Below are 14,458 nucleotides of genomic sequence, written 5' to 3'. Positions count from 1 at the left end.
GCGCCGCTGTCTTGTGGGAAACCGTTGGCGCTTGCCTACTCGTCTCCGTCCGCAGCGTCGGTCGCCTGCCGCTGTTGCATCTCATGGCGGGTGAACTGTGGCGTCGACAGCGCTGGTCCGCGCCGTCGGCGGAACGACCACGCGAGAATTCCGAGCACCGCCGCGCTCCCGCCCAGTGCGAGGCCTGCTGGCTGAAGCCCGCTCACGGTGTAGAGGTAGGCACTCACCGGCACGCCGGCACTGGCGACGATACCGAGCAGGAGTCGCTTGGCGAGCACCCGGCTTAGCCCATCAGAGTCTTCGAGCACGGTCTTGACGAGCAGTTCTTCGCGCTCGACTCTGTCGAGTGCGTCCTCCACCTTCGGGGCTGCCCGCACTGCTGACCGGGTCGAGCCAGTCACTGCCTCTTGGATTTCCGTCTTGATCTGCTCTCGAACGTCGTCCCCAGCGCCCTGCTCCATGACGTACTCGGAGATGATCTCGATGAAGTCGAACTCGGGGTCGAGCGTGCGACAGACGCCTTCAAGGACCGTCGTTACCCGGACCACCAGCGCCAGATCCTGTGGCAGCCGCATCGGGAACTCGTACAGTTGCGTCTCGAACTGGCCGACGAGCTGTTCGATGCGGTACTCACTGATGTCCTCGCCGCGGAACTGCTCGATAACGATGTCGAACGCTTCCCGCATCACGTCACGGTCTGCCATCGGGTCAAGCGCACCCATCTCGACGAAGGCGTCCATCACGCGGTCTACATCATCAGTCGCCAGTCCGACGTAGAACTCAAGCAGCTGGTCCTGTGTTCGGGGACCGAGGTAGCCGGTCATCCCGAAATCGTAGAAGACGAGCGTCCCGTCGGGCTGGACCGCCAGATTGCCGGGATGGGGGTCAGCGTGGAAGCGGCCGTCCTCGACGATCATCTGGATGTACACCTCTTCGAGCCGGCGGACGAGTGCCGGCCTGTCGATGCCGAGTTCGTCCAGCCGCTCTACGTCGTCGATTTTCACGCCGTCGAGGTACGTCATCGTCAGCACGCGGTCCGTCGAGTGGCTCCCGACGACGTCCGGGATGGCGATGTCGTCGTCGTTTGCAAAGTTGTCGCCGATTTCACGGAGCATTCGCGCCTCGTGGCCGTAGTCCATCTCCCGGCGGACCGTCGTTGCGAACTCTTCGGTGAGATTTTCCAGCGTAAATGCCTGGCCCGGGTCCGCGCCGTAGGTGAGCACGGGCAGCAGCGTCGACAGCACGCGCAGGTCGGATTCGACGCGCGTTCTGATGTTGGGTCGAAGCACTTTCACGGCGACCCGCTGGCCGCCGATCTGTGCCTCGTACACCTGGCCCAGCGAGGCTCCCGAAATGGCTGTCGTGTCGAATGCCTCGAACAGCGTATCGATATCGTCGCCCAGTTCGCGTTTGATAACTGGCTCGATGGTCGCCCACGCGTCAGGTGGGACGTTGTCCTGTAGCTCTGAGAGTACGTCGACGTACGCCCGTGGCAGGGCGTCAGGCCGAGTCGAGAGCATCTGTCCGAGTTTAATGAACGCCGGGCCGAGGTCGACGAACGTATCCTTCAGGTAGCGGGCGCGCCGCGTCCGCGTCTCGGGGGCCACTGACCGGGACCGGCCGAACAGGAGGAACCGCTTCCGGTCCCGGCCCCACTGCCAGAGCAGCGGGACGAACTGCCAGACGATGACGAGCGCCCGCCAGAGCGCGCGGAGCCGAACGCCGAGGCCGCCCGGCTGTGACACTGTCTCTCCTGTCGGCTCGTCGGCGACACGCTCCTCAGCAGTCACTGTTCGTATGTGTGGCCCGGCGACAAATGAGTCTGCTGGAGACGGCTCAGCGACGGAGGAACCCGAGCAGCCGGTACGCCGAATCAGGTGTGTACCGGCGGAACGCGAGGCTGTTTGTGAGCACCGACACGGACGAGGCGGCCATCGCCGCGGCGGCAAGCACCGGCTGGAGGAGTCCCAGCGAGGCCAGCGGAATCATCACCGTGTTGTACCCGAGTGCCCAGAAGAGGTTCTGCTTGATCTTCTGGAGCGTGGCTTCGGAGATCCGGATGGCCTTCATCACGTCGGCGGGGTCGTCCCGGAGCAGTGTCACGTCTCCGGCCTCGATTGCCACGTCGGTCCCCGAACCGATAGCACAGCCGACGCTCGCGGCCGCCAGCGCTGGCGCATCGTTGACGCCGTCGCCGACCATCATCGCCTGGTCGCCGTCGCTCTGGAGTTCATCGACGGCGTCGGCTTTGTCCTCCGGGAGCACGTCGGCCATCACATTGTCGGGGTCGATTCCGACTTCCTCAGCGACAGCGCGGGCAGTCCGCCCGTTGTCGCCGGTAATGAGCCAGACGCCAAGCCCGCGCTCTCGCAGCCCACTGACGGCGGCCTTCGCCGATTCCTTGACCGTGTCCGCGTCGGCGACGATGCCAATGAGCCGATAGTCCGGGTCGCTGTCGCCCTCGGTGTCGTCATCGTCTGCATCTTCGGCCAGCGCGACCAGCATCGCCGTCTTGCCCTCGCGTTCGAGCGCGTCCATCCGCTCCTCCGCCGGCGCGGTGTCGACGCCGGCCTCGGACAGCAGTTTCCGGTTGCCGACGAGGACCCGACCGTGGCGCGTCGTCGCCTTCACGCCCTGTCCGGGGACGTTCTCGAATTCGTCGGGATCATCGACTTCGATACCGCGCTCGCGTGCGCCGTCGACAATGGCCTCAGCCAGCGGGTGTTCGCTGGCGTGTTCGGCGCTGGCGGCGACTTCGAGGACGAACGCCTCGGTCCGTTCGCGCTCGGGCTTGAGCGCCCCGCCGTCCGTCGCAGGACCGACAACCTCCACATCCGTGAGTTCCATCTCGCCTTTCGTCAGCGTCCCCGTCTTGTCGAAGACGACGGTGTCGACCTCGTGGACGCGTTCGAGCACGTCGCCCCCCTTGAACAGGACGCCGTTGCGCGCGCCAATAGCCGTCCCGACCATCGTCGCCGCGGGCGTCGCCAGCCCCAGCGCGCAGGGACAGGCAATCAGGACGGCAGACGCGAACACGACGATAGCGAACTCGCTCACGCCAACGCCGGCCGGGCCGCCCGCGGCCAGCCCCCACAGCGGGAGCGCGTCGACGACTGCAGCCAGCGTCTCCGGCGCGACCGCCCACAGCACCGCCCAGAGGACGGCGTTGCCGATGACCGCCGGGACGAAGTACGCCGAGATGCGGTCGGCGACGTTCTGGATGTCGGGCTGGCGCGACTGGGCCTGCCGGACCCGCTCTGCTATCTGCTGGATAGCCGTCTCCGAGCCGATTTTCGTCGCCTCGACTTTGAGGACGCCGTTCTGGTTCACCGTCGAGCCGATGACTTCGTCGCCCTCACCTTTCTCGACCGGGACCGACTCGCCGGTCACCATCGACTCGTCGACCGCCGAATCGCCGTCAACGACGACGCCGTCCGTCGGAATCTTCTCCCCGGGCCGGACTTTCAGCCGGTCGCCGACCCCGACCTCGTCGATGGGAATCTCTTCCTCGCTGCCGTCCTCGCGGACGACCGTTGCCGTGTCAGCCTCCATCTCAAGCAGCTGCTGGATGGCGGCTCCGGCCTGGCTCTTCGAGCGGGCTTCGAGGTAGTTTCCGAGCGTGATGAACACGAGGATCAGCGCGGCCGTGTCGAAGTACAGCCCCGTGCTCGCGATGAGGCCGGACAGCGCAGCCACCGAGTAGACGTACGCTGTCGAGGAACCCAGTGCGATGAGCACGTCCATGTTCGCCCGCCCGTTGTTGACCAGCGCCTTGTAGGAATTCTCGTAGAACGGCTTGCCCAGCAGTATCTGGACCGGCGTCGCCAGCGCGAACGCAACCCAGCCCTGTGGCACTCCCAGCACCGTCTCGCCGACGATACCGAGCGAGAACAGGTGGTCCGCCATGAACAGCAGGAGTGGGGCCGAAAGCACCGCCCCGAACAGCGTGAGCCGGAGCTGTCTGCGCGTCTCCTCGTTGCGCGCGGCGGCACGGCGGTCAGCGCCGGACTGCTCACCATCGTCGCCGTCGCCGTTTGCACTCCCACTGTCCTCCCTTACGGGTGTATAGCCGGCGGATTCGATAGCGTCGTAGAGGTCCGCACGTGACACGTCGGCCGGGTTGTAGGTGACTTGGGCCTCGTCGGTGGCATAGTTCACGCTGGCGTCGATGACGCCCGCGGTCCCTTCCAGCGCCTCCTCGTTGGCGTCTGCACAGTTCGCACACGACATGTTGGTGATGCCGACGGTCACCGTCTCCGTCGCCACACCGTAGCCAGCGTCTTCGACGGCGGCGACGATATCAGCCAGTGACACCACGTCAGGGTCGTACTCGACGCTCCCCCCGTCGGTGGCGTAGTTCGCGTCGACGGACGAGACCCCGTCCAGCTCGCCCACCGACTCCTCGATAGTGCCCGCGCAGTTGGCACAGCTCATTCCCGTCAGTTCGAGCCGGGTGGTTCGGTCACTCATCTTGTTTCATTGTACGTCCTCCGTATTCATGCGGTTTGTCCCTTTGATTCAAATCTCAAAGCAGACTATTAGGTTGGTATCCAAACTCCAACCGCCGGAAAGTCAGCAATCAAAAGGGACTATCGTAGTTTAGGCACCGCCTTTCAGCGACTTGTACTGGTCGACAAATCGCCCTGCACAGGACCCACAGCAGAAGTAGTATCGCTCTCCGTCGAGTGTGCGCTGCTCGCCTTCTTCATCGACGGTGTTGCCACACTCCGCACAGTCGGGCGCGAACTCCGCCGCACCCAGCCCGGCGGTCCACTCGCTGTCCGCAATCATCCGCACCTCGTAGCGGTCCACGTCCCCGAGGTCGACGTGTTCGGCGAGGAGTTCGCTCGCGTCGGCCTGAGGAACGGTCGCCGCGAGCACGACTCGGCCGCCGGCAGTTCGATAGACCCGCTCGATGGTGTCGGCGTCGCTGACCGACTCAGCGATATCGGCGGCCCGACCCGGCTTTGCATCTATCTCGATCAGGACCGGTACGCCGGCCTGTAACAGCGAGCGGTCGACATCGACGGTAAACCCCTGTATCAGTCCCATTTCGACGAGTCGGTCGACGCGGTCGGAGACCGCAGGGGCCGAGAGATCCACTCGCTCGGCGATGTCGCTGTAGGGCCGTCTGGCGTCTTCGAGCAGCAACCGGAGGATTTCGTGGTCCGTGTCGTCGAGTCCGGGCATATCGGACCAACTTCGAGCGCCGGTTTATGTGTTGTGTCCGCTCGTGTCTGTGACACCGAGTAGATTTCAGCCACAAGTGACCTGCCTTATTAGATTAGTCTAATACTCTGATTAGAGGAGAACTATTATACCCTTTCCCGACAGCAAGCAACACATGGAAACTAACCAACCCTGTGACGATAAGTCGTGTAGGGTCACCCGCAGGCAGGCACTCAGTGCCGGGGCGGGGGTCCTTGCGTCCGGCTTTGCCGGCTGTCTGACCGGCGGCGGGACGGAAGCGGCAACGAATAGCAGCGACAGCACCAGTGGTGCGGACGGACCGGTCGCGGTTGCGTCGTTTTTCAGTTTCTATGACTTTGCTCGAAAGGTCGCCCGCGGGACGCCGATAACGGTCAAGAACCTCATTCCGACTGGACTGCACGGCCACGGCTGGGAACCGGACGCTGGGATCACGCGAGATATCATCGACGCGGACGCGTTCATTCACGTCGGCCCGGACTTCCAGCCATGGGCTGACCGCGCGATTCAGACCCTCGAAGACGACAACGTCGATACCGAACTCATCAACGTCCGTGAGGGTATCGAACTCGAATCGCTCGCGGCGAGTCTCGACCGCGACGAAGAGGGTGTCGGACAGAACAGAGCCAGCGACCCCCACTTCTGGCTCGACCCGCAACGCGCGAAACAGTCGGTCAACAATATTACCGAGGGGCTGGTCGCGCTCGCACCGGACGCCGAAGATACGCTCCGGGACAACGCCGAGACGTACAACGCGGACGTTCTCGACCGCATCGACGCGGACTACGCCGATATTTTCGACCGGGCCGACAGGAACGTGGTCCAGCTTGCGGCGCACAACGCTTTCCAGTACATCGGCTCGCGTTACGGCGTCGAGATGCGCCCGCTCGTGGTCAACCTCGCTGCCAGCGGTGACGTGAAGCCCTCGGACATCACCGAAGCGAAAGCGGTCATCGAGGACAATGACATCCGGTACATTGGGGCCGGTGTCTTCGAGACGCGCAAGCCTGCAAAGCAGCTCCTCGCCGAGACACCAGTCGAAGCCTACTACCCCGTGACACCGTATGCTGGCGTCCGTGAGGAGTGGGTCGAAAACGGCTGGGGGTACGAGGAAATCGCCTATCAGATAAATATGCCGACGTTCGAGGTCGTTCTGGGCAACACGGCACCTGCAGACGCGGGCCCCGACGGCTGGAGCGAGAAGTGGCGGAACTTCGAATAAGGATGACCATGCGCTCACACCATCGAGACGATGCCGACGAAGCGACGACCGAATCGAGCGAGAGCAGGCCAGCCGTTGTCGAACTCACGGACGTGTCGTTCGGGTACACGTCTACGCCCGTCGTTGAAGACATCAGTGTCAGTATCGACGCCGGGGAGTACGTCGCCGTGGTCGGCCCGAACGGCTCCGGCAAGTCGACGCTCATGCAGTTGCTGCTCGGCCTGCTGGAGCCCGATGCCGGGACTGCAGAGCTGTTCGGCGTCGACGCAACAGCGTTCGACGACGGCGCCAGAGTCGGCTACGTCGCACAGCGTGCCGGGACGAGCCGGGAGATGCCCATAACGGTCCGCGAAGTGGTCAAGATGGGCCGGTTCCCACACGTCGGGTTCGGGCGTCTCTCCGCGGCCGATTGGCGTATCGTCGACAGGGCCATCGATACCGTCGGGATGTCGGGGTTCGCCGACCGGCGAATCACCCAGCTCTCCGGCGGGCAGCGCCAGCGGGCGTTCATCGCCCGGGCGCTCGCAGGTGAGGCTGACCTGCTCGTTCTGGATGAACCGACCGTCGGCGTGGATACCGAATCGGTCGACGCCTTCTACGGACTGCTCGAATCGCTCCACGCCGAGGGCATCACTGTCCTGCTCATCGAACACGATCTTCAGGCCGTCATCGAACACGCGGAGCGCGTTATCTGCCTGAACCGCGAGATATACTTCGACGGGCCATCGGCGGAATTCACCGACAGTGCGGCGCTGGCCAGAGCGTTCGGGACGGGTGCGCAGTCGCTGACCGGAGGTAACCGATGACGCTTGCGTTTGCTGCTGGCGGCGTCTACGAGGCGTTCCTCCCGATTCTCGAAGTGTGGTACTGGCTTCTGGCACTACTCTACCAGCTGACCGGACTGGACCTCATCAATCCAGAGTACACGTTCATGTACCGGGCGATACTGGTTGGGCTGTGTGTCGGCGTCATCGCACCGTTAATCGGGACTTTTCTCGTCCACCGCCAGCTCGCCCTCATCGGGGACGCACTCGCCCACACAGCCTTCGCTGGCGTCGCTGTCGGGCTGTTTCTCAACGCCGTCCTTGAATTGAGCGTTTCGCCGTATCTCACCGCCGTCGTCGTGGCTGTCATCGCGGCGTTGCTCATCGAACTCATCTCCGAGGCGACCGACGCCTACAACGACGTGTCGATGGCGATTGTCCTCTCGACGGGGTTCGCGCTGGGGACGGTCCTCATCAGCCTCAACGCGGGCGGACTGGCTGTCGGTATCAATCAGTACCTCTTTGGCAACCTCTCGACGGTGTCCGCCGAGAACGCGGTCATCATGCTCGGGCTGTTCAGCGTCATCGTCGGGACGGTCGCGCTCACCCGCAACCAGTTGCTGTACGTCACGTTCGACGAGACTGCCGCCGCCGTCGCCGGGATCCCGGTCGTCTGGTACAACCGGATTATGGTGATGTTGACGGCGCTCGTCGTCGTCGGCGCGATGCAGATCATGGGCGTCATCCTCGTCGCGGCCATGCTGGTCGTCCCGGTCGCCGGCGCGACACAGGTGTCCCGGAGCTTCTCGGAATCACTGCTGGTCTCGATTGTACTGGCCGAGCTGGCCGTCCTGCTCGGTATCGGTATCTCGTACTACGCCGGTGCGACAGCCGGCGGCGTCATCGTTCTCGTCGCAGTGGGAATCTACGTCCTCTCGGTCTTTGCCGGGAAAGTCCGACAGACAGGCGCGCCGGATGAAACGCGAGAACTCGACACTATCAGCCAGGACTGAACGACTTTCTCGACTGAAGTTGATGATTGCAACCGGGAGCCACGGCTGGCGACGAAACGCTGGCCGATGAGCGAGTCACTGGAATGCGTCACAGTCGCTGCGCCCACTCTGCCAGTGGACGACGTTGTCACCGGTGTACTCGACAATGACATCGTAACAGTTGTTATCATCAAACGTTGTCTCCTCTGAGATATCGGTCCCGGCGATGGCCGTCGCTATCGTTATTTTGCCCTGTCTGTCCGGCAGCGTATCGTCCAGCTCCACGGTTGCACCGTCCTCCGCGGCCCTCACAGTATGTGTCTCCTCGTACACCGTCTCACTGTCGACCGTGACTGTGGATTCGAACGTACGTGTCGCCGACCCGGTGTTCGTTAGCCGTACGCCAGCGAGTCGAGCGCTCGCAGGACTGAGTGCTGCACAGCCCGAGAGTGCAACGAGTGTTCCTGCTGTGAGAACGCTACGTCTGGAGGGCATTACTCGGAACTGTTCAGCCGTTCTCGAAAAGTCTTCTGTCGCTCAAATCAGCCGTTCGTCTCAGGCGCCCACCTGCGCCGCGATGGATGAGACCATCGTTTCCCACAGCGAGACCCCCATCGTCACGCTCAGGGCGAAGTCCGCGGCGAAAAACAGGAACAGCCCTGCGCCGACGAAGTGAGCTTTCCGCAGGTTGAACCGATGGGCGAACCGGTGGAAAAACAGCGCATTGGCGAGGCTCACCGGAATGATGGCGAGCATCTCACCGGTCCAGATAGCGCTGGCGTGGGCGCTGTACTGGGCGGCGAGTGTGATTGTAATGAGCTGAGTCTTGTCGCCGAACTCGCCGAAGGCCATCATCGCAAAGATTGGGAGGAAGCCGCCGAGCTTGTTCGGTACTTGCCAGTCGACGACGGGAACGCGAACGTCTAGCTGTCCGCCGTCAGTGGTGAAGCCGGACGCAGGCTCCTGTTGCTCTGCGCCGGCTGCCGGGGCACTGCGGAGCAGTAGTATCGCGAACAGCAGGAACATCCCGGCGGTGAGGCTTTCGAGAACGATTCCCGGCAGTACCGACGTGATCGCGGAGCCGAACCAGATCTCCAGTGCCGTCCAGCCGGCGAAGGCGGTGCCCGCGGCACTGACGACGAGGAACGGGTTGAACCGCGTCGACAGGCCGGCGATGATGAACTGGACCTTCTCGCCGGGGAGGACCGCCAACTGCGCACCGGCCGCTATCGCGACCACTGTCAGCCACGTCGCGTCGCTCACGCCTGGCTCACTCCGTCTTCGCCCTGCGTATCCGGTGCGCGGACCTGAATCGCATCGGCGATGTGGTCCGGGAGCGACACCGACGACCCGCTCTCCAGCTGGACTGTCACCATCCCGATGGGGGCGACCTCCTCGATAGTCAGCACGGTCCCCGGCGTGATGCCGGCGTCGGAGAGATACGTGAGTTCGTCGGGGTCACGGTCCCGGACCCGTGCAACTTCAAGTCGCCCCCCTTCGCCGTGTTCTGACAGCGCCGTCGCGGACTCGTCGTCGATGGGGTCCAGCGAGTCGCTGGGAATCGGGTCCCCGTGGGGGTCGAACTCCGGTTCGTCGAGGACTGCCGCGACCCGTCGCTCGAACTCCTCGCTGATGTGGTGTTCGAGCACCTCCGCTTCCTCGTGGACCTCGGCCCAGTCGTACCCCAGCTGCTCGGTGAGAAACGTCTCAAGCAGGCGGTGGTGGCGGATAATCTCCAGCGCCACCGTCTCGCCTTCCGGCGTTGTCTGCACGCCCTTGTACTTCTCGCGTTCGACCAGCCCGCGGTCAGCCAGCTTCTCGACCATACTGGTGACCGTCGGTGCCGTAACGTCCAGCATCTCGGCGATAGTAGACGGAGCAATCGGCGGGTCGCCGTCCCGCTCAAGGCGATAGATAGCCTTCAGATAATCCTCCATCTTGGCACTCAGCATACACCAAATTAGACGAATCTAACGCAAAAGATTGGCGGTTCCAACAACATTGTGCGCGCCGTCCACATTTGGCTGCCCGCTGTCACTCGTCGGCAGCGTACGTTTCGCGTCGGTTCCGGGTCAGCAGCCACAGGAACAGATAGCCGATGGCACCCAGAACGAACAGCGTTGCGGGGATGAGAAACGGTCCGAACGTCTGAACAAGCGTCTCAATCCCCGGCAAGCCGACCATACATTGACTATGGACGTTGCCCTGATAAACCTCAAGGGTACGCCGGAACGGCTAGCGACTCGTTCGTCCGGGACTCTCGCGAGTTATCGCGTGAAACCGGTAAAACGGCCGAGAGCCAGTGTGGCCCGTCAGATGAGGTCCTGGTCTTCGAGCGAAGCCATGACGTCGTCGACGAAGTCGTCGACACTCTCGTACGGGAACTCCCCGTTGAGCTTCGTGTTCAGTTCCATCGCTGTCATCGAGAAATCGCCGGACTCGAACTTCGTCGACGGACCGCCCGGAAGTGCCGGGACGAGGTCCATCGGACTGGATATCGGGTAGTCTGCTTCCTCGAACGCCTCAACGAACTGTGAGCGGAGGTCTTCTCTGTCAACCATGGTCGGACGTTGTGGGAGTATTATGATAAAAGGTTCGACATCGGTACACTTTCCCATTGTTTGGAGTTTATTCGAGGCCTGCGACGTTCTGGACCCTCGTGGTACAGTCCCGATGTCTGAACAACCCACGCCTACAGTCGATGGGATATCCCGAGTACTCACCGGACGCGACTTTCGTCGTCTGTATCGCGCCGAGCAAGCCGTTCGGCGGTCTCACGGTCCGTCTCGACGCGTTGGTCGTGCTCGCTTCGAACCAGCGCGTACAGGGCCAGCGGTGCGGCCACCGCGAGCAACACGACCACGAGGAACAGCCCGGTCATGGCAGGCATCGTTAGCCGAGGAATATGTCTGCCAGGTCGCTCCCGCCAGACCCGGTGTCACGGTACAGCTCCGAGTAGCCGCAGTTTGTACACGTGACGACCTGAAACTGGTTGGTCTGAATATCGAACATCTTCGAGAGGCCGCCGCCCGTGGTCGAGATGCTACCCACGTCAGTGCCGGTGTGACCACACTTCGGACAGCCGCGGTCATCAGTGGAATGTGTGTCGGAGGGCATTACACGCAACTGTTCTCTCCCCAGCATAACAAATCTGGTGCCACTGCGACACGTCCGTGGCTCCCTGCCGGTCGTCACAACCAGTTACTAGTATCTATCATATTCTATAAGCGCTGAAAACGAGGCGGGCGAACGTAATGGTGCACTATGCCAGTTCCCACCCGCCTCAACGGAGGGAAACGCCCACGTTATTTGTTTGTTATGAATCCCACCAAACTTCTGTGGCCTCAGTCGTCAGCGGGAATCGGCTCGCCGTGGGACACGTCGTCGCCAAGGAGCGTCATGAACTGTGCGAGCCACTCGGGATGGTCGGGCCAGGCCTGCCCGGTGACGAGGTTGCCGTCGGTGACCACTTCGTCGACCCACGAACACCCGGCGGCCTCACACTCGGCGCGACAGGCCGGGTACGACGTCATCTCGTAGCCGTCGAGCACGTCGGCGGCGGCGAGAATCTGCGGACCGTGACACAGCGCTGCGACCGGCTTGTCCTCCTCGAAGAAGTGCTGTACTGCATCCAGCACCTCGTCGTACGTCCGGAGATATTCGGGGGCACGCCCGCCGGGAACGACGAGTGCGTCGTAGTCACTGGGATTTACGTCGGCCATCGTCGCGTTCAGGGCGAAGTCGTGGCCGCGGGACTCCATGTAGGTCTGGTCGCCGCGGAAATCGTGTATCGCTGTCTTGACTGTCTCCTCGGCCGCTTTGTCGGGACACACCGCGTCGACCTCGTGGCCAACCATCTGTAGTGCCTGAAACGGCACCATTATTTCGTAGTCTTCGACGAAGTCACCGGCGATCATGAGGATGTCTTTGCCCATTGGAAACACCACTGCAAGGTACGGTCGCCGTCAAAATAAAGTCGCAGGTGAATTACCAGCTCTGTGTCACACGTCGAGCGACGTCAGCACTTCTTCGATGTCTCCCAGCGAGTCGATGACGTAGTCGGGCGTTACGGCGCTCCGTTCCAGTGACCGCTCGTTGGACACGCCGGTCCGGACGAGAACGGTCGTCATGCCGTTCCGCTCGCCCATCGCGATGTCTGTCTCCAGTCGGTCGCCGATAATAACACACTCTGTTGGGGCACAGTCCAGCCGTTCCAGCGCCGCCTGAACGGCAATCTCCGATGGCTTGCCGAGTATCCGGTCCGGATCCCGCTCGATGACGCCGGCAACGGCATTGATTATCGCCCCGGAACCGGGGACCGGGTCGCCGTCCTCGCCGGGGAACGTCCGGTCCGGGTCAGTCCCGAGGAAGACGGTTTCCTCGTCGATGGCCCGGAGCGCGTCAACCATGTCGTGGTAGTGGAAGCCATCCGTCCAGGAGGCCAGCAACACGTCGGTCTCAGCGGGGTCCTCGACCAGCCGTGCCTCTGTCCCCGTGACCATACTGCGGAGCGGGTCACTCCCGATGACGAACACGTCGTCACCCGCATGGGACCCGTTGAGGTACTCGCGGGTGACGACGCCAGAGGAACAGGCCTCACCCTCACGGGCGTCGACACCCAGTCCACGCAATCGCTCGACGTACTCGCTTCCGTCGTGGATGGGGTTGTTCGAAAAAAAGCAGATTCCCAGGCCACGCTCTCTGAACACATCAATTGCCGACGCCGCGCCCGGCAACAGCGTGTCTCCGTGGTACACCGTTCCGTCTAGGTCGATGATAGCCCCCGCAACTGTCATTACCACTACTGGGGACCCGGCAGTAAAAAGTCCGTCTCAGTCGTGTAGTTCGACGCTCGACACCTCAAAACGCGCCCCGCCGCTGTCGCTCTCGGTCAGTGACACTTCCCAGCCGTGGGCCTCAGCGACCTGTTCGACGATAGCCAGGCCGAACCCGGTTCCGTCCTTCGTCGAGGAATAGCCCATCTCGAACACGTCCTCGGCGTCGCCTTCGACACCTTCGCCGTTGTCTGCGATGTAGAAGCCGTCGTTGGACTCCAGTAATCCGATCTCGATTTCGACGTCGCCGTCGTTGTGTTCGATGGCGTTCCGGAACAGGTTCGCCAGCAGGTCCTGTGCACGCCCACTGTCGGCGGCGAGTTTCGTGCTCGACGCGACCGACATGGATGCCTGTTCGGCCTCGATCCAGGTCCACGCGGTCGACGCCAGCGTCGATAGCTCCGTCTCCTGTGGATCACTGACGGTCTGGCCTTGCCGCGCCAGTGTGAGTACGTCCTCGATGATACAGCCCATCCGGTCCAGCGACCGGTCGATCTTGGCGACCAGTTCGGCCTCCTCGCTATCGGCGGGCTCTCCGAGCAAGTCGACCGCGCCCTGAGCGACATTCAGCGGGTTCCGCAGGTCGTGGCTGACGACGCTGGCGAACTCCTCGAGTCGGTCGTTCTGGCGCTCCAGTTCGCGCTGACGCTCGACACGTTCAGTGATATCGCGTGAGACCAGCTGGAAGGTATCTGACTTGCGATGGCTGTCGACAGGGATATACTGGTTGTGGTAATGTCGGCCTCCGACAGCGTCCTCGGAGCGTGTCGCAGTCCCGTTTTCGACCGCGCTTTTCCCGGCTTCGAGACGCTGGTTGGCCGCCTCGCTGTCCATCACCGCACTCAGTTGCTGGCCGACGAGCGTATCGGGGTCAGCACCCAGCCTGCCTGCCATCGAAGGGTTCACTGAGAGGATGGTTCCGTTAGTCGTCAGGTGGACAATACCGTCTGGTGAGTCCGACACAAGCGATTCGAACTTCTTGCGGGTTCGCTCCTGTGAGACGACGTTCTCGATCCGGTTTGCCAGCCGACCGTACTGTTTGTCTTCGACGACTTCGAGTTTCAGGAGGTAGTCGGCGACGCCCGCCGCGATAGCCGCGCTCGCTGTCTCCTCGTCTCCTCGCCCGGTCAGGAGAATGAACGGGATAGACGGGTTTGTCTCTCTGATCGCCTCAAGGAGCTCCAGCCCGTCCATTTCGGGCATTTCGTAGTCACTGACGACGCAGTCGAACCCGCCCCCCTCGAGCCGTTCCAGCGCTTCCGCGGCGCTGTTTGCAGCGACGGACTCAATGTCGTGTTGTTGCGTGAGCGTATCAGCGGTCATCTCTGCGAAAAAATCGCTATCGTCAACAACAAGCGTCCGTATATTAGTTTCAGATGTCATATGGGCGGCAAGGTCCTTATCCCCCCAACGGTCTGTCCGTACTTATATTTCAAG

The 14,458-nt window shown here is 62.7% G+C and carries 16 protein-coding genes; 3 read left to right on the top strand and 13 right to left on the bottom strand.

Annotation, left to right across the window (positions count from 1 at the left end; translation table 11 throughout):
- Window positions 1–35: 35 nt before the first annotated feature.
- The 3 genes from G9C82_RS03495 to G9C82_RS03485 all read right to left on the bottom strand — a co-directional run bounded on the left by G9C82_RS03495 (window position 36) and on the right by G9C82_RS03485 (window position 5,190).
- Window positions 36–1,790, bottom strand: coding sequence for an AarF/ABC1/UbiB kinase family protein (locus tag G9C82_RS03495; protein WP_127013383.1), 1,755 nt, complete (start codon window positions 1,788–1,790; stop codon window positions 36–38).
- A gap of 46 nt (window positions 1,791–1,836) precedes the next feature.
- Window positions 1,837–4,470, bottom strand: coding sequence for a heavy metal translocating P-type ATPase (locus G9C82_RS03490; RefSeq protein WP_127013382.1), 2,634 nt, complete (start codon window positions 4,468–4,470; stop codon window positions 1,837–1,839).
- Between the two features lie 129 nt (window positions 4,471–4,599).
- Window positions 4,600–5,190 carry a winged helix-turn-helix transcriptional regulator gene (locus G9C82_RS03485; protein ID WP_127013381.1) on the bottom strand — a complete coding sequence of 197 codons (591 nt, stop codon included), beginning with the start codon at window positions 5,188–5,190 and terminating at the stop codon, window positions 4,600–4,602.
- A 154-nt stretch (window positions 5,191–5,344) separates the two neighbouring features.
- Between G9C82_RS03485 and G9C82_RS03480 the strand changes: the two genes are divergently transcribed.
- The 3 genes from G9C82_RS03480 to G9C82_RS03470 are packed head-to-tail and all read left to right on the top strand — an operon-like array spanning window position 5,345 to window position 8,207.
- A complete protein-coding gene (locus G9C82_RS03480) occupies window positions 5,345–6,430 on the top strand; it encodes a metal ABC transporter substrate-binding protein (protein WP_121302887.1) in 1,086 nt (361 codons plus the stop codon).
- Between the two features lie 2 nt (window positions 6,431–6,432).
- Complete coding sequence (locus G9C82_RS03475; protein WP_127013380.1) at window positions 6,433–7,236, top strand: ABC transporter ATP-binding protein; 804 nt, start codon at window positions 6,433–6,435, stop codon at window positions 7,234–7,236.
- Window positions 7,233–8,207 (top strand): metal ABC transporter permease, encoded by a 975-nt coding sequence (locus G9C82_RS03470; RefSeq protein ID WP_007188009.1) that lies wholly within the window; start codon window positions 7,233–7,235, stop codon window positions 8,205–8,207. The genes G9C82_RS03475 and G9C82_RS03470 overlap by 4 nt, the downstream gene beginning before the upstream one ends.
- A 75-nt stretch (window positions 8,208–8,282) precedes the next feature.
- Here the strand turns inward: G9C82_RS03470 and G9C82_RS03465 are convergent, their stop codons facing one another.
- The 10 genes from G9C82_RS03465 to G9C82_RS03420 all read right to left on the bottom strand — a co-directional run bounded on the left by G9C82_RS03465 (window position 8,283) and on the right by G9C82_RS03420 (window position 14,404).
- Window positions 8,283–8,681, bottom strand: a complete 399-nt coding sequence (locus G9C82_RS03465; protein WP_127013379.1) for a hypothetical protein — start codon at window positions 8,679–8,681, stop codon at window positions 8,283–8,285.
- 60 nt (window positions 8,682–8,741) lie between these two features.
- Entirely contained in the window at window positions 8,742–9,449 is a 708-nt protein-coding gene (locus G9C82_RS03460; RefSeq protein WP_127013378.1) for a TMEM165/GDT1 family protein, read from the bottom strand.
- Window positions 9,446–10,138 carry a metal-dependent transcriptional regulator gene (locus tag G9C82_RS03455; RefSeq protein WP_004962401.1) on the bottom strand — a complete coding sequence of 231 codons (693 nt, stop codon included), beginning with the start codon at window positions 10,136–10,138 and terminating at the stop codon, window positions 9,446–9,448. The genes G9C82_RS03460 and G9C82_RS03455 overlap by 4 nt, the downstream gene beginning before the upstream one ends.
- 82 nt (window positions 10,139–10,220) lie before the next feature.
- On the bottom strand, window positions 10,221–10,370 hold the full coding sequence (locus G9C82_RS03450; protein ID WP_004962400.1) for a hypothetical protein: 150 nt from the start codon (window positions 10,368–10,370) through the stop codon (window positions 10,221–10,223).
- Window positions 10,371–10,498: 128 nt separating this feature from the next.
- Window positions 10,499–10,747, bottom strand: coding sequence for an MTH865 family protein (locus tag G9C82_RS03445; RefSeq protein ID WP_004962398.1), 249 nt, complete (start codon window positions 10,745–10,747; stop codon window positions 10,499–10,501).
- 158 nt (window positions 10,748–10,905) lie between these two features.
- Window positions 10,906–11,076, bottom strand: coding sequence for a hypothetical protein (locus tag G9C82_RS03440; protein ID WP_011223052.1), 171 nt, complete (start codon window positions 11,074–11,076; stop codon window positions 10,906–10,908).
- Window positions 11,077–11,078: 2 nt separating this feature from the next.
- Window positions 11,079–11,303, bottom strand: coding sequence for a zinc ribbon domain-containing protein (locus G9C82_RS03435; protein WP_004962392.1), 225 nt, complete (start codon window positions 11,301–11,303; stop codon window positions 11,079–11,081).
- Window positions 11,304–11,530: 227 nt separating this feature from the next.
- A complete protein-coding gene (locus G9C82_RS03430) occupies window positions 11,531–12,121 on the bottom strand; it encodes a DJ-1/PfpI family protein (protein WP_127013377.1) in 591 nt (196 codons plus the stop codon).
- Window positions 12,122–12,187: 66 nt separating this feature from the next.
- Window positions 12,188–12,982: an HAD-IIA family hydrolase gene (locus G9C82_RS03425; RefSeq protein ID WP_004962387.1), complete on the bottom strand. Its 795-nt coding sequence runs from the start codon at window positions 12,980–12,982 to the stop codon at window positions 12,188–12,190.
- A gap of 36 nt (window positions 12,983–13,018) precedes the next feature.
- Window positions 13,019–14,404, bottom strand: a complete 1,386-nt coding sequence (locus G9C82_RS03420; RefSeq protein ID WP_004962385.1) for a response regulator — start codon at window positions 14,402–14,404, stop codon at window positions 13,019–13,021.
- Between the last annotated feature and the right edge of the window lie 54 nt (window positions 14,405–14,458).

The organism is Haloarcula sp. R1-2 (genome assembly GCF_011627385.1).
Taxonomy (GTDB): Archaea; Halobacteriota; Halobacteria; order Halobacteriales; family Haloarculaceae; genus Haloarcula; species Haloarcula marismortui.
The sequence above is the reverse complement of the archived record's forward strand: the minus strand, read 5'-3'. Positions and strand labels throughout refer to the sequence as shown.